This window comes from Ligilactobacillus acidipiscis (genome assembly GCF_900116935.1).
Classification (GTDB): domain Bacteria; phylum Bacillota; class Bacilli; order Lactobacillales; family Lactobacillaceae; genus Ligilactobacillus; species Ligilactobacillus acidipiscis.
In genome coordinates, this window is the sequence record NZ_LT630287.1 from 1312235 (window position 1) to 1331465 (window position 19231).

20 protein-coding genes are annotated in these 19231 nt (G+C 38.8%); 18 read left to right on the forward strand and 2 right to left on the reverse strand.

Annotated elements, in window-relative coordinates; translation table 11 throughout:
• Positions 1-52: 52 nt before the first annotated feature.
• From pfkA to BQ5903_RS06110, 18 genes are all read left to right on the forward strand, one after another.
• Positions 53-1015 (forward strand): 6-phosphofructokinase, encoded by a 963-nt coding sequence (pfkA, locus tag BQ5903_RS06025; RefSeq protein ID WP_010494052.1) that lies wholly within the window; start codon positions 53-55, stop codon positions 1013-1015.
• 92 nt (positions 1016-1107) lie between these two features.
• Positions 1108-2868, forward strand: a complete 1761-nt coding sequence (gene pyk, locus BQ5903_RS06030) for a pyruvate kinase (RefSeq protein ID WP_079579135.1) — start codon at positions 1108-1110, stop codon at positions 2866-2868.
• 208 nt (positions 2869-3076) lie between these two features.
• On the forward strand, positions 3077-3535 hold the full coding sequence (locus BQ5903_RS06035; RefSeq protein ID WP_010494063.1) for a DUF441 domain-containing protein: 459 nt from the start codon (positions 3077-3079) through the stop codon (positions 3533-3535).
• Positions 3536-3549: 14 nt separating this feature from the next.
• Complete coding sequence (locus BQ5903_RS06040) at positions 3550-4410, forward strand: CvfB family protein (RefSeq protein ID WP_010494066.1); 861 nt, start codon at positions 3550-3552, stop codon at positions 4408-4410.
• Positions 4403-4915, forward strand: coding sequence for a Fur family transcriptional regulator (locus BQ5903_RS06045; protein ID WP_172823832.1), 513 nt, complete (start codon positions 4403-4405; stop codon positions 4913-4915). Before BQ5903_RS06040 ends, BQ5903_RS06045 begins: the two co-directional genes overlap by 8 nt.
• Positions 4890-5786, forward strand: a complete 897-nt coding sequence (xerD, locus tag BQ5903_RS06050) for a site-specific tyrosine recombinase XerD (RefSeq protein ID WP_010500066.1) — start codon at positions 4890-4892, stop codon at positions 5784-5786. Before BQ5903_RS06045 ends, xerD begins: the two co-directional genes overlap by 26 nt.
• A gap of 125 nt (positions 5787-5911) precedes the next feature.
• Positions 5912-6271 (forward strand): GNAT family N-acetyltransferase, encoded by a 360-nt coding sequence (locus BQ5903_RS06055; protein ID WP_010494077.1) that lies wholly within the window; start codon positions 5912-5914, stop codon positions 6269-6271.
• Positions 6261-7043: a segregation and condensation protein A gene (locus tag BQ5903_RS06060; RefSeq protein WP_010494078.1), complete on the forward strand. Its 783-nt coding sequence runs from the start codon at positions 6261-6263 to the stop codon at positions 7041-7043. Before BQ5903_RS06055 ends, BQ5903_RS06060 begins: the two co-directional genes overlap by 11 nt.
• A 2-nt stretch (positions 7044-7045) precedes the next feature.
• Complete coding sequence (scpB, locus tag BQ5903_RS06065) at positions 7046-7654, forward strand: SMC-Scp complex subunit ScpB (RefSeq protein ID WP_056988042.1); 609 nt, start codon at positions 7046-7048, stop codon at positions 7652-7654.
• On the forward strand, positions 7647-8378 hold the full coding sequence (locus BQ5903_RS06070) for a pseudouridine synthase (RefSeq protein WP_010494082.1): 732 nt from the start codon (positions 7647-7649) through the stop codon (positions 8376-8378). The genes scpB and BQ5903_RS06070 overlap by 8 nt, the downstream gene beginning before the upstream one ends.
• Positions 8379-8404: 26 nt before the next feature.
• Positions 8405-9451 carry a helix-turn-helix domain-containing protein gene (locus tag BQ5903_RS06075; protein WP_079579137.1) on the forward strand — a complete coding sequence of 349 codons (1047 nt, stop codon included), beginning with the start codon at positions 8405-8407 and terminating at the stop codon, positions 9449-9451.
• Positions 9438-10898, forward strand: coding sequence for a RecQ family ATP-dependent DNA helicase (locus BQ5903_RS06080; RefSeq protein WP_079579139.1), 1461 nt, complete (start codon positions 9438-9440; stop codon positions 10896-10898). Before BQ5903_RS06075 ends, BQ5903_RS06080 begins: the two co-directional genes overlap by 14 nt.
• A gap of 147 nt (positions 10899-11045) precedes the next feature.
• Positions 11046-11663, forward strand: a complete 618-nt coding sequence (locus BQ5903_RS06085; RefSeq protein WP_010494088.1) for an SAG1386/EF1546 family surface-associated protein — start codon at positions 11046-11048, stop codon at positions 11661-11663.
• Between the two features lie 166 nt (positions 11664-11829).
• Entirely contained in the window at positions 11830-12525 is a 696-nt protein-coding gene (gene cmk, locus BQ5903_RS06090; RefSeq protein ID WP_056972380.1) for a (d)CMP kinase, read from the forward strand.
• Between the two features lie 53 nt (positions 12526-12578).
• Positions 12579-13772: a 30S ribosomal protein S1 gene (rpsA, locus tag BQ5903_RS06095; RefSeq protein WP_010494090.1), complete on the forward strand. Its 1194-nt coding sequence runs from the start codon at positions 12579-12581 to the stop codon at positions 13770-13772.
• A gap of 106 nt (positions 13773-13878) precedes the next feature.
• Positions 13879-15189 carry a ribosome biogenesis GTPase Der gene (gene der, locus BQ5903_RS06100; protein ID WP_029604835.1) on the forward strand — a complete coding sequence of 437 codons (1311 nt, stop codon included), beginning with the start codon at positions 13879-13881 and terminating at the stop codon, positions 15187-15189.
• A gap of 224 nt (positions 15190-15413) precedes the next feature.
• Positions 15414-15689, forward strand: a complete 276-nt coding sequence (locus BQ5903_RS06105) for an HU family DNA-binding protein (RefSeq protein ID WP_017868147.1) — start codon at positions 15414-15416, stop codon at positions 15687-15689.
• 139 nt (positions 15690-15828) lie between these two features.
• Positions 15829-17088 (forward strand): tetratricopeptide repeat protein, encoded by a 1260-nt coding sequence (locus tag BQ5903_RS06110; protein WP_079579141.1) that lies wholly within the window; start codon positions 15829-15831, stop codon positions 17086-17088.
• Positions 17089-17152: 64 nt separating this feature from the next.
• On the opposite strand, the gene BQ5903_RS06115 is transcribed toward BQ5903_RS06110, so the two are convergent.
• Entirely contained in the window at positions 17153-18181 is a 1029-nt protein-coding gene (locus BQ5903_RS06115) for an IS30 family transposase (RefSeq protein WP_056962141.1), read from the reverse strand.
• Positions 18182-18362: 181 nt separating this feature from the next.
• A complete protein-coding gene (locus tag BQ5903_RS06120) occupies positions 18363-19193 on the reverse strand; it encodes a hypothetical protein (RefSeq protein ID WP_056972582.1) in 831 nt (276 codons plus the stop codon).
• Positions 19194-19231: the final 38 nt, after the last annotated feature.

Consider the following 19231-nt stretch of genomic DNA (forward strand, 5'->3'; position numbering starts at 1 on the left):
CTATGAACATTGGAGAATGTAGTACAATAGAAACTTTACATGAGGTGAAACTATGAAACGCATTGGCATTTTGACAAGTGGTGGAGATTCTCAAGGTATGAATGCTGCGATCCGCGCGGTTGCTCGTTCAGCCAACTTTGCTGGCTTGGAAGCATATGGAATTAATTATGGTTATAAAGGTTTGGTCGAAGGAAATATTGAACTCTTGGACCTTGACCGGCTCGATGGCATCATCAAACGTGGCGGTACGATCTTGTATTCAGCACGTTTCCCTGAATTTGCTGAGAAGGAATACCAGTTAAAGGGTATTGACCAACTAAAGAAATTCGGGATCGATGCTTTAGTTGTCATCGGTGGTGATGGTTCATATCACGGAGCAGAGCGTTTGACGCAGCATGGTTTCAATTCCATCGGTATCCCCGGAACTATCGATAACGATATCCCCGGAACTGATTTTACGATCGGTTTTGATTCTTCTGTCAATGTCGCTGTTGATGCGATCGATAAGATCAATGATACGGCAACTTCTCATCAAAGAACTTTCATTGTGGAAGTTATGGGACGTGGCGCGGGTGATATTGCTTTATGGGCAGGGATCGCTACTGGTGCAGATGCAATTGTTATTCCCGAGCATAAATATGACATTCAGGGGATCGCTGATAAGTTGACTAAGAACCGTGAAAACGGTAAGGGTCATGGATTGATCGTGATTGCTGAAGGTGTTATGTCGGCTCAGAAGTTCAAAGAAGAACTTGACAAGCATGGTGACTTTGATAGTCGTGCAGTAACGCTAGCCCACGTTCAACGAGGCGGCCAGCCTACAGCCAAGGATCGTGTCTTTGCTACACAACTTGGAGATTATGCTGTTCGGTTGCTCCTCGAGGGAAAGGGTGGCTTAGCGCTAGGAGTTCATGACAACAAGCTTGTTGCAAAAGAGATCATTGATACTCTTGAAAATCATAAGCATCAGACTGATCTTACTCTATTAGAGTTAAATGACCGCGTCAGATTTTAACTGACCATAGTTAATACACTCAATCTATTGAGTTCTTAGTTATTTTAAGTAATTTTACAATACTTTATTTTCCAAAGGAGAGGTAACTTATAATGAAAAAGACCAAGATCGTAAGTACACTTGGACCAGCTAGTAATGATTTAGATACAATTGTGAAGTTGATCGAATCAGGTGCTAATGTATTTCGCTTTAACTTTTCCCATGGTGACCATGAGGAACATTTAAGCAGAATGAACTTAGTTACACAGGCTGAAAAGATCACTGGTAAGATGGTCGGTTGTATGTTGGATACTAAGGGTGCTGAGATCCGGACTACTGCTCAAAAAGAAGGAAAGCTCTCATTTGAGATCGGTGATGAAGTACGGATTTCGATGGATGATTCTATTGAAGGAACGCATGAAAAAATTGCCGTAACTTATCCTGGTTTATATGATGATGTTCATGAAGGCGGCCATGTTTTGTTTGACGATGGCTTGATCGACATGCAGATTGAAAAAAAGGATGATGAAAATAAGGAACTTGTATGTAAAGTCCTTAATGACGGGATTTTAGGCTCTAAAAAGGGTGTAAATGCTCCTGGCGTTTCAATTAATTTACCTGGTATTACTGAAAAAGATTCCAATGATATCCGGTTTGGGTTAGACCATGAGATCAATTTTATCGCTGCGTCCTTTGTTCGTAAGCCTCAAGATGTCTTAGATATTCGTGAGTTATTAGAAGAAAAACATATGGAGCATGTTCAGATTTTCCCTAAAATTGAATCACAAGAGGGTATTGACAACTTTGATGAAATTTTAAAGGTCTCTGATGGCTTGATGGTTGCTCGTGGTGACATGGGTGTTGAGATTCCAGTCGAAAATGTTCCTTTGGTACAAAAGAGTTTGATCAAGAAGTGTAACGCTGTTGGCAAGCCCGTTATAACTGCTACACAAATGCTTGATTCCATGCAAGAGAATCCTCGTCCTACACGCGCCGAAGCCTCCGATGTTGCTAATGCCGTTTTTGATGGTACTGATGCGACTATGCTTTCAGGTGAATCAGCAAATGGTGATTACCCTGTAGAATCTGTTGCTACAATGGCACGGATCGACGTTAAGGCAGAAAACACTTTGCGTCAACACAAGAGTTTCTCGATCAACGATTTCGACAAAACAGATGTAACTGAGGCTGTTGCTCGTTCCGTTGCTGAAACAGCAGACAACTTGAACATCAAAACAATCGTTGCAGCCACAAAATCGGGTCATACTGCTCGTTTAATTTCTAAATATCGTCCAGATGCAAATATCTTGGCCGTAACTTTTGACGAACGGACACGTCGTGGTTTATCAATTAACTGGGGTGTTCATCCTGTCTTAGCTGATACACCAGCTTCAACTGACGAAATGTTTGCTTTAGCTACTGAAAAAGCTAAGGCTGAAGGTTTTGCCAAGGAAGGCGACTTGATCTTGATCACTGCTGGTGTTCCTGTTGGTGAGAAGGGTACTACTAACGTGATGAAGATTCAATTGATCGGTTCAAAAATCGTTGATGGACAGGGCGTTGGTGATGAAACAGTTATTGGTAAGGCTGTTATAGCTGAATCGGCTAAAGAAGCTAATGACAAGGCTGTTGAAGGCTGTATTCTTGTTACAAAGAATACTGACAAAGATTACCTTCCAGCTATTGAAAAAGCTTCTGCATTGATCGTTGAAAACGGTGGTTTAACTTCGCATGCTGCTGTTGTTGGTATTTCTATGGGTATTCCAGTTGTTGTTGGTGCTCATAACGCAACATCATTAGTATCAGAAAGTGAAGTTGTTACTGTTGATTCACGTCGTGGAATTGTTTACCATGGTGCTTCTAATGCACTTTAAAATTAAATAACTTTAACAAACACCATGTTTGTGAGAAGTGATTTGAAACTTTTTGGTTTCGAATCACTTTTTTTGTTCAAAAAGTGCAAGGGGCTCTAAGGTCAAAATATTTTTCATTAAGGACTAAATAGCAAAGTAGAATTCGCTTTTTAGTCGTTAATCCGTTACAATGTTTAAGAGAAGCTTTAAAGTTAGGATGATATAGATAATGGAGAGTTGGTTATTTTTGTTATTAATATTGGCAATTGCTTTTTTGGGGAAAAACACCTCGCTGATTATCGCTGCTGGAGTGGTAATGATTATCAAAGCGTTGCCCTTTGCGGCAAAATGGTTGCCAACTATTCAAAGCAAGGGTATCAATTGGGGAGTTACTATTATTTCGATCGCAATTTTAGTACCTATCGCCACTGGTGAAATTAAGTTTAGCGATTTGATCAGTGTTTTTAAATCACCTGCTGGATGGATCGCAATTGCGGCCGGTGTAGCAGTGGCTGTTCTTTCGCGGTATGGTGTCGACCAACTTTCAGCTTCACCACAAGTAACTGTTGCGTTAGTTTTTGGCACGATTTGTGGGGTCGTCTTCTTGCGTGGAGTTGCCGCTGGTCCTGTTATTGCAAGTGGTATGACATATTGTATTATTACATTACTTGGCTTAAGTTTTAAATGAGGGAAGAATTCATTATGAAAAAAGATATTCTGGGAAAAATAGTGACCGCTGATGTTACTGATGAAAATGATAAATATATATATTCTCAGATCGAAGGAGAAACATTTCGAACTGCGAAATCTGAGCTAAAAAAATTGCCTAAAATTGGGAGCAAGTTAACGGGATTTGCTTATGAAAATGAAAATCACCATTTACAATTAACTAAAAATACTCCTAAGACAGGCATTGGCCGTTATGCATGGGGGACAGTCGTATCAGTTCAACGCGATCTCGGTGTCTTTGTGGATATTGGTTTGCCGAACAAGGATATTGTCGTGTCATTAGATGATTTACCTGAACAGCGAGAAATTTGGCCTAAAAAAGATGATCGCTTAATGATCGAACTAAAAGTCGATAAAAAAGGGCGACTTTGGGGTGATTTAGCAACAGAAACCATGTTTCAAGGGATCAGTCAAAAAGCAACCTCAGCGATGCGCAATCAGGATGTGAAGTGTGTTGCCTACCGTCTGAAAAAAGTCGGAACTCGTGTTTTGACCAAAGATTACTGTCTTGGTTTTATTTACCCATCACAACGGAACGAAGAACCACGATTAGGCCAAGTTTTGGATGCTAGAGTAATTGGGGTCAGAGAAGACGGAACGCTCAACCTTTCATTGAAACCAAGGGCGTATGAAGTTATTGGCGACGATGCACAAATGATTTTAGCTGCTTTGCAGCACTCATCTGGTGTGTTGAATTTTTCCGATAAAAGCAGTCCGGAAGAAATCAAAGATTATTTTGGGATCAGCAAAGGCCAATTCAAACGTGCTTTGGGTCATCTGCTTAAGGCTGGTGCTGCTAGGCAAGAAGATGGCAAAATTTATTTGAATGACTAATGTTGGAGAAAGGGGCATTGCAGTGGATACAAATAATGAAATGTCTAAAATTCAAAATTGTATGCATAACGCAGGCTTTAAATTGACTCCACAGCGGCAAGCAATCGTTAAAGTGTTGTTGGATCATCACCAAGAACATTTATCTGCTGAAGAAATATATATTGAGCTTTTACGTGCTTCCTTTTCATTTGGATTAGCTACTGTTTATCGAACCTTGGATATTTTAACGGATCTTAATCTATTGACTAAGATCTCCTTTGAAGATGGAGTTGCCCGTTACGATCTTCGAACTGAAGATCCAAACCATTTTCACCATCATTTGGTATGCACCCAGTGTGGTAAAACCATAGAGATCCACGAGGATCTGTTGAACGACGTCGAAAAATTAGTTTTTAGAAAGTATCACTTCAAGGTTTCTGACCATCGGTTAACTTTTTTAGGACTTTGCAAAGATTGTCAGAATGAACAGCTAATGGGGGATGAAGGTCATCAACGAAATAGTTAATGATTATTTACATTATTTGACCGTTGAGCGGGGGCTTTCTGCAAATACAGTAGCAAGCTATCATAACGATCTGGAACAATTTGTTCAGTATCTGAAAGATCAGAGTTTTACAAGTTTTTCTGAAGTTAAAAGAAGCGATATCACAGCGTACTTGCATCTGGAAACCAGTGCCAAAAAAGCGAATTCTACGATCATTCGAAGTGTGACAAGTTTACGTCGTTTTTATTCCTACCTTGTTCATGAAAATATCGTTATTGATGACCCGATGGCATTGATCGATACTCCTAAACAAGAAAAACATTTGCCAGAGGTCCTTTCTCGGACAGAAGTGGATACTTTATTAAAAACGCCAAACGTTAGCAGTGCTTTAGGTGTGCGAGACCGTGCAATTTTAGAATTGATGTATGCGACTGGCCTTCGTGTTAGTGAAGTGATCAACTTGAGGTTGTCTGATCTTCATTTGCCGGTCGGATTGATAAAAACGATCGGTAAAGGACAAAAAGAACGGATCGTGCCGATCGGGGATACCGCTGCACACTGGGTCAATGAATATTTGGAGCACGGACGTCCAAGTCTTCTGAAAGAAAAACGAACAGATTTTTTGTTTTTAAATTTCCATGGTAATAAGTTGACACGCCAAGGAATCTGGAAAAATTTAAAGATACAAGTCCAAAAAGCTGGGATCACAAAAAATATTACTCCACATACTCTGCGTCATTCTTTTGCAACTCATATTTTAGAGAATGGTGCAGATCTGCGGATCGTGCAAGAATTATTAGGCCATTCTGACATCTCTACTACCCAAATTTATACTCATTTGTCCAAACGTAGATTAAGCGAAGTTTATAATAAGACACATCCACGTGCTTAGATTCATACCTGAAAATGAGCAAACAGTAAAAAATTTCTTGCGATATTTAAATTTTCTGAAATTTGTTTTACTTTATCAAATGTGATAGTCTGACATATAATGTAAAAAAAGCGCGGGGGAATTAGATGCTTTATAAATATAAAAGTGGTTATAAGAAAATTGCAATGGGATTACTTTCTTTTATTCCTAATTTAAAAGAAGTATCTCGACTTTCGACAGAAGTTGAATGGTATGAATCTCAAGATGATCGTTGCTTGTTTTTATGGAAAAACGAAGACGGTGATTTTTGCGGGATTATTGGTGCAGAAATTGACGATAAGATCATAATGGTCCGTCATGTTGCTGTTTCTCCTCAGTATCGTGAAGAAGGTGTAAGTTTTGCTATGTTTTCAGCTCTTGCACAACGCTATCCTGAACACAAAATGATGGGTAGTTTTGAAGTTGCACCTTTGCTAACAAAGTGGGAAAAAAACCATGAAGACTAAAAAAGAAGTAAAAGAGATGCAGACGTTTGATAAATTAACTTTTAAAATTGCTGATTTTGAGGGACCATTAGATTTATTACTGCATCTGATCAAGAAAAATGAAATGGATATTTATGATATTCCAATGACAGAAATAACTTCTCAGTACATTGACTATCTCCATCACATGAAGAAAATGGAGCTAGATATCGCTGGGGAGTATTTTGTTACTGCTGCAATGTTGTTAAATATCAAAAGCAGAATGCTCTTGCCTTCTCATCATAATGAAGACGAAGAAATAGATGATGCAGCTACCGACTTAGAAGAAGATCCACGTGATGTTTTAGTCAAGCAATTACTAACACATCAACTATATCAAAAAGCAGCTGGCCAACTACAAGAAAAGTATGAAGAACGGTCACAGCACTTTGAACGTGATACTGCGCTTGTGCCAAGTGATGCTCAATTAGGCAAGCTTTCCGGGCATTCGGCCAACATAACGCAACTGGCTCAAGCTTTTAGTAAAGTTCTGGTCAGGCGTGAAAAAAGTACTCCGATCTATAGAAGTGTCACCAACGATAAATACTCCATCAAAGATGAAATGGTGCGCCTGAATCAAAAAGTAAAACAAGCAGGTAAACCAGTTATTTTTAATGAACTTTTCCATTCTGAGTTTGAGATCGAATTATATGTAACTACTTTTTTAGCTTTGCTGGAATTAGTTAAGAAGGGCAAGATACAAATGACTCAGAATGGTAATTTTGAAGAAATCAAAATGGTAAGTGGTGTTTAAAAATGCTATCAAATCAAGCAAAAATCGAAAGTTTAATTTTTGTTAGCGGTAATGAAGGAATCACAGTTGCTGAGCTTGCTCAACTCTGTGGTATTATGAAACCCGCTGTCTTAGAACAATTAAATAAACTGCAAGAAAAATATACAAGTGATAAATCCTGCAGTTTTCAACTCTATCAAACGGGCGATCATTTCAAGTTAACGACAAAGAAAGCTTTTGCGTCGCTGGTCAAAAATTATTTTGAATCACCTACGATGACAACATTATCGACTCAGGCACTTGAAACATTGGCGATCGTTGCGTATAAGCAGCCAATTACGCGAACTGAGATCGATGAGATCCGCGGGGTACAATCGAGCGGAATGCTGCAAAAATTGACCGCTTTTGATCTGGTAGAGGAACGTGAAAGGTCTCAGGCACCTGGAAGACCAATTTTATATGGAACAACAGAAGAGTTTTTAAACTATTTTGGGTTGACTAGTTTAGAGCAACTACCTGAAATTAAGCAGGGAGACCCTGAGAAAGCTTTTAATGTCGACAATTTAATGGGGCTGTTTGAAAAGACCGTCGCCTCTGACGAGTCAAGAAAAAGGGAAGAAGACAATGACTGAAAGATTACAAAAAGTAATGGCTAACGCAGGTGTAGCCTCAAGAAGAGCGAGCGAAAAAATGATCATAGAGGGCCGCGTTCGTGTGAACGGGAAAACTGTGACTGAATTAGGTGTAAAAGTTAGCGGAGAAGATGCTGTTGAAGTTGACGGTCATTTACTAGAACAAAGTGACCAAAAAGTGTACTTTATTCTCTATAAGCCACGGGGAGTGATCTCAGCAGCTAAAGATGACAAAAATAGAAAAGTAGTCACCGACTTCTTTCAAGATATTCCACAACGGATCTATCCAGTCGGCAGATTAGATTATGACACTTCTGGGCTAGTTTTGATGACTAATGACGGTGATCTGGCTAATAAATTGATGCATCCTAGATATCATGTCAACAAAACATATGTTGCTAAGGTGAAAGGTATTCCCGAAAGTAATGAGTTGGAGCGTTTGAGACACGGTGTTTTACTAGACAAGACACATAAGAGCTCGCCAGCTAAAACTAAGTTGATGTCGGTCGACAAGAAAAAAAATACTGCGCTCGTTTCGTTGACCATACATGAAGGGAGATATCATCAGGTCAAAAGGATGCTTAAGAGCGTTGGACACCCTGTCGAAAAATTGAAGCGGGAAACTTATGGTTTCTTAAATCTAGATGGTTTAACTTCTGGCGATTTTCGCAAATTAACGAATCAGGAGATCACGGCGCTTAAAAAAATGGTCGCTAAAAAATAAAAAGGTTAATTATCGGAGGCACTCTTATGGCAGAATTAAAAGCTGAAGAATGGTTGATCTTTTTCTCTGCAAAACAAGCCAGACGCCCAGCTGTTATTCGACAGATACTGACTAAACGTTTGTCAAATTCAGCTCTTTTTTGGGGAATGCGTTATCAGATCTTAGATCATATTAACGTTTGTCCGCAATTAGATACAGTCCATTTCGACCGGCAGATAGATCTTTTATGCAAAAAGAAATACTTAAATCGCAATAATAATGGCACAGTCATTTTGACTGAACTAGGTCTTGCAAAGAAGGATGTCTTAAAAAAGCGTCAAACTTTAACTTGCCCGGAACTTTTTAATGTGTACAGGATACCTGATCTTATATGGATGATCCGACTGCTTGTTCAAGTCGCTTCAGAAGCTAGTTGGGGTAATTCACGCTATTACGTTGCTGTAGATAATTTTGAATGTCAAGTTGTGATTAAAAAATGGCTCAAACATTATAGCATGAACTTCTTACAAGAAAATCTGCTCAAAGAATTAACAAATTTTTTGCAACAAGAGAAACCACTTACTGCATGGATTTTTTGTTCCCAATTTGCAGGCCATAATACTGTCCCTGCTACTACGGAACAACTTGCTAAGCAGAGTGGATTATCACAACTTGAGATCGAAACCATTTTTCTAGATTTGTCTAGCCGTTTCGCCTTACACTTGATCAAGGTTAGGTCACCATTATGCAGCATAATTGAACATTTCAAAATTAAAAACTCCTTATTTGACAAAAGCCGCGCTGCATTAAAGCAGGCTTTGAACGGGGTAAGTATTGCAGACATGGCGCAACAAACACAGCTAAAAGAAAGCACGATTTGCGAACATTTGTTGAATGCCGCGATCATAGAAAAAAACTTTCCTTACTCATTATTTCTAAATTCCACAGAAGAAAAGGAGCTCACTGATTTATTACCGTCAGATATCGATCAATGGCAGTACAAATTAGTTGGTCAATTTCAAGATCAGATATCATTTTTTAAATATAGATTGTTTGCTATCAAGAGGAGTCACAAAACAATTGAGTACAAATAAAGAACTATATGCGTATTTGAAAGAAACTTTTGGCTTTTCAACTTTTAAACCGGGACAAAAAGACGTGATCACTAACTTGCTTAAAGCCAGATCTACGGTCGCAGTTTTGCCTACTGGAACGGGTAAATCGTTATGTTATCAATTTTTTGGTAAATATACCCAGCAAACTGTTCTGGTCGTTTCTCCCTTGTTGTCGTTGATGCAAGATCAAGTTGAGCAGTTGCGACTAAATGGCGAAAAGAGAGTTGTTGCTATTAATTCTAATTTAAAATTTCAAGAAAAACAGCAAGTATTGAAGAGTCTGGGACAATACTCATTTATTTATTTAGCTCCTGAAATGTTGCGTAATGAAGATGTGATCAAGGCTTTTGACCATATTAAGATTGGTCTACTGGTAATCGATGAAGCCCATTGTATTTCTGCTTGGGGGCCCGATTTCCGTCCAGATTATTTGCAACTAGGCAAAATCAGACATCGATTAGGGGACCCGCTAACTTTAGCCGTTACAGCCACAGCAACTAATAGAGTCTTAAAAGATATTGTCACACTACTAAGACTCCCCGCTAATGCTCAAGTGGTCAAACACTCAGTTGATCGTCCTAATATTTTTTTAGCGGCTGAAAAAACCATCAACGAGAATGACAAAAATCAGCACTTGATCAAATTAGTCCAAAAATTACGTGCACCAGGTCTAGTTTATTTTTCCAGTAAAAAACAATGTGATAAAGTCTGTGAATTACTAAAAAATAAGACTGGTTTGAGGGTCGGTTCATATCATGCTGGACTGTCTTTTAGTGAACGCTATGCAGTTCAGCAGCAATTTTTAAGCGGACGCTTAGACCTGATCTGTGCAACTTCAGCATTCGGAATGGGAATTAATAAAAGTGATATTCGCTTCGTGATTCATTATCATATGCCACAAGATCTCGAAAGTTATGTGCAAGAGATCGGCAGAGCGGGGCGTGACGGCAAACAAAGTATTGCAATTATCTTATTTAGTGAAAATGACCAGTTTTTGCAAAGAAGGTTAGCATTCAGTTCTTTGCCAAATGCCGATGAATTAGAAACTTATCAGAAATTTCCCGAACTGCTAGAAAAAATGAGCCGGGAAAATGAAAGTGCTGAGTTAGTTTTGCGCTATCAACAAATGGGGATCGATTTTACGCAAATGAGTCATATTTTCGCGCAACGCCGTACTGAAAAATTACAGGCGATCCAACAAATGTTAACATATGTAAATTTGGAAAACTGTAAACGCAATTTTATTCTAAATTATTTTGATGAAGATCAACATGTCAAACATGACAATAAGTGTTGCCAATTAGCGGAGCAGTCGCTTGATCTGCGACTGCTTTTTGGTTCTCAGCCATCGCCTATTAAACATCAGAAAAATGATAGTCCGAAAAGTTATCAGACTATTTTAAAAAAATTATTCAATAATTATTAGAAATATCTGCAATAGTAATGTATGGCTCTTAATTTAGTTTAAAGCTTTATTATTTTCTGTTTAATATCATTTTTACCGACCCATTTCTTTTTAAAAAAAAATAACTATGGTAAAATATTTATGAGTCAGTTTAAGGGGGTGTGATCTATGAGCAAAAAAAGTGATCAACATACAAAAAAACCTTGGGAAAGTACCTTTGAAGAGGAAAAAGACAGCAGCGGTAATTATTCACGGTCGGTAACACGGCGTAACAATAAAAGTAATACTGTTTTGACTAGTTCTTTGTTGGTTATTTTTTTGATTATCATTATTGGAACTATCGCACTTTATTTCATTTCACAAAAAACTTCGTCTAATAAAACTTTAAATAGTGATGATCAAGTTGAGGTAATTTCTTCATCAAAGAAAAAAACAAAAACTGCAAAAAAGAAAACAAATAAAAAGACTGTAGCTGAAAAGGGTTCAAAAACTTTAGCCCAATCCAGCAGTGTTAAAGAAAATGCCCCGGCTGAATCTTCTGCAGCTCAAGAGACTTCTTCAGCAATCTCTGAGTCTGCTGAACAACAGTCTTCTGATTCGGAGGCTCAAAGCAGCAGTTCGGCGCAATCATCTGAAGATGGTTCATATGTGACCGTTGATGCAGGTCAAGGCTTGTACCGTGTTGCAGCAAATAATGGTCTTTCAGTTAACGAATTGATCCAACTTAATCCGGGGTTGACTTCGGGTTCCACGATCAATCCGGGACAACGGATCCGAATCAAGTAATATAAGTGAGAGGTCGTTTTCAATGAACCGGCCTCTATTTATTTGTTTAGATTTATATTTTTAATATGCTAACGGATTTTATAATTTAAAAACTAATTATCACTACAATTCAAGTTCATTGGCAATTCATAATACATAATTAGTTTGAAAAGTGCGGAGGAGAATAATGTCAACAAAGATGCAGATTGCAATTGATGGGCCTGCTTCGGCAGGAAAAAGTACCGTTGCTAAACTCGTAGCAAAAAAATTAGATTATATTTATTGTGATACAGGTGCAATGTATCGTGCTGTTACGTATGCTGCTTTAAAGCAAGGAGTACAATTAGATGATGATGTCGCTTTAAAAAAAATGCTGACACAGTTTGATCTAAAGTTTATTCCTGCCGATCCGGAACAATTAGTAATTGTCAACGGAGAAGACATAACGAAACAGATCCGTTTTCCAGAAATAACCAATCAAGTTTCCTTGGTTTCAGCACAGCCTAGTGTCCGAGAAAAAATGACGAAGCGGCAACAAGAAATTGCTTCAGCAGGTGCCATCGTCATGGACGGAAGAGATATTGGAACAACAGTCTTGCCTCAAGCTGAAGTTAAAATCTTTTTAGTGGCCAGTGTTCATGAACGGGCAGTGCGTCGTTACAAGGAAAATATCTCTAAGGGTATAGAAACTTCTATGCAAACCTTAGAGGACGAAATAAAAGCACGTGATTATAAAGACTCACATCGTGAAATATCACCATTGACTCAAGCAAGTGATGCTATTTTATTGGATACGACGTCCTTGAATATCACACAAGTCGTGGAAAAAATACTTAAATTTATCCATGAGAAGGAAAAAAATAAAATTAACTGGAAATTTTAAGTAAAATCAGTTAAGATGTATCTTAGAGTTAGTCGTTAAGGAGGACTTAGTCCATGAGTGAATCAGAAAACAAGGATTTATTAGAAGCTTTAAACAGTGTAAAGCCTGTTAAGATCGGTGGTGTCGTTAAAGGTGAAGTTTTGGCATTAGACGATTCAAAACAAGTTATTGTCGGTATTGAGGGCACAGGTGTTGAAGGTGTTGTGCCTGCGCGTGAATTGAGTATCAAAGAAGAAGAAATCGAAGATAAAGTTAAAGTTGGTGACAACCTTGACTTGGTCGTAATCTCAAAAATTGGCTCTGATAAAGAAGGCGGCAGTTTCTTGTTGTCCCAACGTAGACTTGAAGCACGTAAGGTTTGGGATGAAATTGAACAAAAATTTGAATCTGGTGAAAATATCACTGCTCCTGTCACACAAGTTGTTAAAGGTGGCTTAGTTGTTGATGCAGGTGTTCGTGGCTTTATTCCGGCATCCATGGTGTCTGATCACTTCGTGGAAGATTTAAGTCAATTTAAGGGACAAGAACTTGAGCTTAAGATCGTTGAAATTGAACCTAGCGAAAATCGTTTGATTCTTTCTCATAAAGAAATTGCACGTGCACAACGTGAAGCAAAACGTCAAGAAATCATGAGTAAATTAGCTGCTGGTGACGTTGTTGAAGGTAAAGTTGCTCGTTTGACAAACTTCGGTGCTTTCGTTGACTTAGGTGGTGTTGATGGTTTGGTTCATGTTTCGGAAATTTCTTACGAACGTGTTGGTAAACCATCTGATGTGCTTAAAGTTGGCCAGGATGTCAAAGTTAAAGTTCTTTCTGTCGATTCAGACAGAGATCGGATCTCATTGTCTATCAAGCAGACATTGCCACAGCCATGGGATAATATCAATGAAAAAGTTGCTGAAGGCGACATCATTGAAGGTACAGTTAAGCGTTTAACAAGCTTCGGTGCATTTGTTGAAGTATTTCCTGGTGTTGAAGGTTTAGTTCACATTTCACAAATTTCACACAAGCATATTGCTACACCAAATGAAGTTTTGACTTCTGGTGAAACTGTTAAGGCTAAAGTTCTGAGTGTTGATGGTGAAAATCATCGTTTGGCATTGTCTATCAAAGCTTTGCAAGATAAGCCGGTTGCTGAACCTAAAGAAGAAAAGCATCACCCACAAAAGAATGATTCCAACAATTTTCCTGATGAAGAAACAGGATTCACATTAGGAGATATTATTGGTGACGATTTAAAGAAATAAATCAAATCTAAATCGATAATCGAAACCAGTCCTCGTATTTTGTTCTTGGACTGGTTTTTTAATTGTTAGTTTTGAAAAAAATAATTTAAGAAAGAGGTGGATGATCATGGCTAATCCAGTGGTTGCTTTTGTTGGTCGCCCTAACGTAGGTAAGTCAACTATTTTTAATCGTATAGCCGGAGAACGTATTTCGATAGTTGAGGACACTCCCGGCGTCACTAGGGACCGAATTTATGCCCATAGTGAATGGCTCGGCCAAAACTTTGATATTATTGATACCGGTGGTATCGAAATCAGCAATGAACCTTTGATAACACAGATCACAGAACAAGCAAAAATCGCTATCGACGAAGCTGATGTTATAGTTGCAATCGTTAGCGTACAAGAAGGTGTTACCGATGCAGATGAAGAGGTTGCTCAGATCCTCTATCAATCGGACAAGCCTGTAATTTTAGCTGTAAATAAGGTTGACAATCCCGAAGCAAGGTCACAGATCTATGACTTTTATTCATTGGGACTAGGGGATCCGATCCCTGTTTCTGGGACACATGGTATCGGGACTGGTGACCTATTGGATAAGATCTGTGCATCGTTTCCGGCTAAAACTGAAAATGATGAAGATTCGACCATTAAATTCAGTTTTATTGGGCGCCCTAATGTTGGTAAATCATCATTAGTTAATTCTATTTTAGGTGAAAATAGAGTCATTGTATCTGGAATTGAGGGAACGACTCGTGATGCCATTGATACTAAGTTTTCAACTGAAAATGGGACAGAATATACGATGATCGATACAGCAGGAATCCGTAAACGCGGCAAAGTTTACGAAAACACTGAAAAGTATTCAGTCTTGCGCGCTATGCGTGCTATTGATAGAAGTGATGTAGTTTGTGTTGTTTTAAACGCTGAAGAAGGCATCCGTGAACAAGATAAGCATGTGGCCGGCTACGCGCACGAAGCTGGACGTGGCGTTATTATTGTCGTTAATAAATGGGACACTTTGAAAAAAGGTAATCATTCCATGCAGCAATTTGAAGCGGCGGTAAGAGCGGAATTTCAATATTTGAGTTATGCACCGCTGGTTTTTGTTTCTGCAAAGACACATCAACGACTAAATACTTTACCACAGCTGGTTCAACGAGTTTATAACAATCATAAGCAAAGAGTTTCATCTTCTGTCTTAAATGATGTCTTGATGGATGCAATGGCTCATAATCCAACGCCAACAGAAAATGGCAAACGGCTACGGGTTTATTATGGTACACAGGTTGCGGTACAACCACCAACCTTTGTGCTGTTTGTCAATGATCCAGAATTAATGCACTTCTCATATGAGCGCTTTTTAGAAAATCAAATTCGAGATGCTTTTGATTTTACTGGAACTCCCATCAGAATAATCGAAAGACGTAGAAAATAGGCAAAGTAAGGCTTTTCATTAGAATATTTTAATATATGTCTCTTTTTGCCAAAAAAAATGCAAAATAAAACTAAAAACCTTGTTATATTAGGCTTTATGTGCTATCTTATTATTTGAGCAATGATTTTGTTAGTCATTGTTTCATGTTTTTGGTGAATAGCCAATTACTTAGAATAGATATAAAAATCTTTTATATCTGAGATCTAGTTCAGGAGGTGAAACACATGGCAAACAAAGCACAATTGATCGAAACTGTTGCAGAAAAAACAGGTTTGACAAAGAAGGACGCAACTGTTGCAGTTGACGCTGTTTTCGGTTCAATTCAAGACTTCTTGAAGGACGGCGAAAAAGTTCAACTTATTGGTTTTGGTAACTTCGAAGTACGCGAACGCGCTGCTCGTAAAGGCCGGAACCCACAAACAGGTGCAGAAATTCAAATTCCTGCAAGCAAAGTCCCTGCATTTAAGCCAGGCAAAGCTCTGAAGGATGTTGTTAAATAAGGACAACTGCATTGAACGGATCAGGTAAGAATTTTCTTATCCTGGTCCTTTTTAATTAGAGTAAATGTTTTTAACCTCCGTTTAATAAAAAATATGCTATTATACTGATGATAAATCACCAAAACAAAGGAGCAATGAAATGAGTTATTCTGAAGAAACGCTTGCTAATTTAGAGCTGGGTCAGATAGAGGAAGCAAAGAAAAAGTTTGCTTGGGCACTGCGCAAAGATGATGACGATACCCTCTTTAGTTTAGCAGAGGAATTATATTCACTTGGCTTTAGCTCAATGTCTAAAAGAACATATCACCTTCTTTTAGAAAGGTATCCAAACGAAGATGAATTGCGACCAGCTTTGGCAGACATTGCTATTAGCGAAGGACAAGATGATCAAGCATTAAATTATTTAAGTGAGATCAAAGCAACGTCGCCAGCATACTTGGAAGCCTTGTTGGTGGAAGCAGATCTTTACCAAACACAGGGGCTTTTTGAAGTTAGCGAGCAAAAACTATTAACTGCTTCTCAAATAGCCCCTGATGAAGAGGTTATCCAATTTGCTCTTGCTGAACTGTATTTTAGTATCAAAGAATACCGTAAAGCAGCAAATTATTATTTGAGTTTGATCAAACAGGGGATTCAATCTTATTCTAAAGTCAATATTGTTGGCAGATTGGGAGTTTCTTACGCAGAAATAGGTAAATTTGAACAAGCGTTAGGCTATTTAGAACAAATTCATGAAAAAGATCTTGATCCTGATACACGCTTCCAATTAGCTGTGACTCAGTATCAATTACACCATGAAGACGATGCTTTACGCAACTTTAATAAGCTAAAAGAAACTGATCCGGATTATGCCACTATTTATCCTTATATTGCAAAGATCTATGAAAATAAGGGGCAGTTTGGAGATGCTTTGATCACATTACAGGATGGTTTAAGTGTCGATCAGTATAATATCGCTCTTTACCAAGATGCCAGCCGAGTGGCTCAAAAGTTGGGCCAAGATGAAGATGCAGAGAATTATCTCCGTACGGCCTTAGACCAAGATCCTGATAACCTAACGCTTGTCATCGATTTGAGTAATTTGTTAGTGCGCTTAGGGCGTCATCAAGAAAACTTAGATTTGATTCAAACTTATCAAAAGCAAGATCAGTCCGATGCTAGATTGCTATGGAATCAAGGACGTTCTTTTGCTGCTTTAGATAATTATTCGGATGCCATCAATGACTATGAAGTAGCTTATGCTGAACTCAATACTGCCCCGGATTTTTTGTCTGATGCAGCAGTATTTTTCCGAAATGCCGGTCATAGACAACAAGCCATCAACTGTGCGAAAGCATATTTAACACTTTATCCAAACGACCCAGATATGAACCAATTTTGGGATGAAATTCAAGAATAAGTTAGCCTCAATTGTCAAGTTAAGTGCAACACTAATGGCCTATTCTTATAATTGGTCTAGAAAGTTAAACCAGTTGTGGCATAACATCCGCTGGACAACTATAGCTTAAACAGCGGCGGGGACGGTGATTCAGCGTGTCTTGAACCAACTGCAGATCCACTAATGAGAGGTTTTTAAAGGAATGCCCCTTTGGGAAGAACTCTCTTAATTGACCATTCACATTCTCATTAGTGCCCCGTTCCCAGGGAGAATATGGATGGGCAAAGTAGATTTCCGTTCCTTGAACCTGATTTAAACTAGCGAATTCCGAGCCGTTGTCAAACGTGATCGTCCGAAAGTTTTCTGCACCGTAATCATCAATCGTATCTTGGAGGGCTTGCCGGCAAGTCTCTGCCCGGTAATCAGGCAATTTAACGATAATTTCCATCCGGCTAACTCGCTCGGTTAACGTCATTAAAGCTGGTTCGGACTCAACCCGTTTGGCTTTCACTAAGTCGCCTTCCCAATGGCCCAACTCCTGACGTTTCCGAACCACTGCGGGCCGGTCTTCAATGGACTGTCCAAGCCGTTTTTTATTCAGGCGGGCATGTCGGTGATTCGGGCGTTTAACGCGGCGACGTAGCTTCATGGGTAAATCATAGTTGTGAAGCTCCGGGAGCTTGCCAGCCTCGATATACCGATAGACCGTAGCCGTTGATGGGCAGGGAAAGCCCGGGTAATGAGCTTTGAAATAGTGGACATACGTATCGACACTGAAAACTCGTGGCTTAGCTTTTAAAGCTTTCGGCAGGGACTTGAAGAACACGGCAGCCCGCTGCAGTAAACCTTTGGGGTGACACTTGGCCCGCTGTTCTCGATAGTAAGCCGCCCCGCGCTCGGCAAAGTAGCCCTGATATGACCGATGTTTCTGGGAATCAATCTGGGTGGTTAACCCGCGTTTTAATTCGCGAGAAATGGTGCTGGGACTCCGGTGAAGCCGGCTGGCGATCTGACGAACGCCAAATCCTAATCGAGTCAGGGACTCAATTTGACCGCGTTCAAAAGATTGGAGTTGTTGGTAATGCTTAGGCATGATATTCTTAGTTTGGGTCATGAAGACACCTATCCTTATCTGTTGATTTTGTCGTTAATAATAAGAATAGGCCTTCATGGCCTTTTAAGCTAGTCTAATTGGTCTAGTTATCAAGTGTTGCACTTCAATTTTAAATCGGGGAAGAATAAGTTAGCCAAAAATGGCTGTTGGTCTTTTTCACTGAACCAACAGCCGTTTTCGATTATAAAATATGTTGTCGAGACATAGTCCGATAATAATTTAAAGATGCTAAATCAAGGTGCAAGCTCCCGCACAATTGACCGTCAGTCAGATTTTGATGTTCGTTCAGGTAAGCTGCAATCGCAGCCTGTCGTAATCGACGAGGAACTAGCGGTAATGAGCAGTGGGGCTGGTCTTTTTTCAATACTTTATGTAGTCCTGCCAGAGATAAACGGGGCGCAGATAAGTCAAGACGTGTTTTTAGAAATAAATCATGGCAGTTTTGCATTTGCTGTTTGTCAGATTCCTCGTTTTGGAATTGAACAATAAAATCTTTTTCGTACTTTTGCCAATCCTCACGTTGTAAGACATGATAAAAATCAGGAGATACTATTTCTGAAATCGTATAAAAATGGGCCAATAAAAGTAAAACCATTTTCGTATAATTGGAAATAGTATGCGAGCTTAAATAGCCAGGAAGCTCAACTTGCCACCCATAAACATCTTCTATTTGCTTTGGCGATCGTTTAAGGCCTTGTAAGGTGACTGTCGGTAAGGAGGACGATAACTTATTTTTAAATAAAAATTTAAAGTAAGTGTTTAAATGGGTCAATACTTTATTGTATGTTGTATTTTTGATTTTTCTTTTCGTTTGCAACATTATCATGTATTCAATAACATCAGACTCTTCTAAAAGAGATAAATCACCAGACCTGCGATAATTTTCATTAAAATTACGCAAATATATGAACAGATCGTTAACATCATGACAAACATCGTTTTCAGTTGTTTTAACAACCAATTTATCATTTTGCAGATAGCGTTTAAAACGTTTTTCGTATGGAAAACTCATTTTTATTCTCCTTTAAAGGTTAAAGTAATCAGTTACTT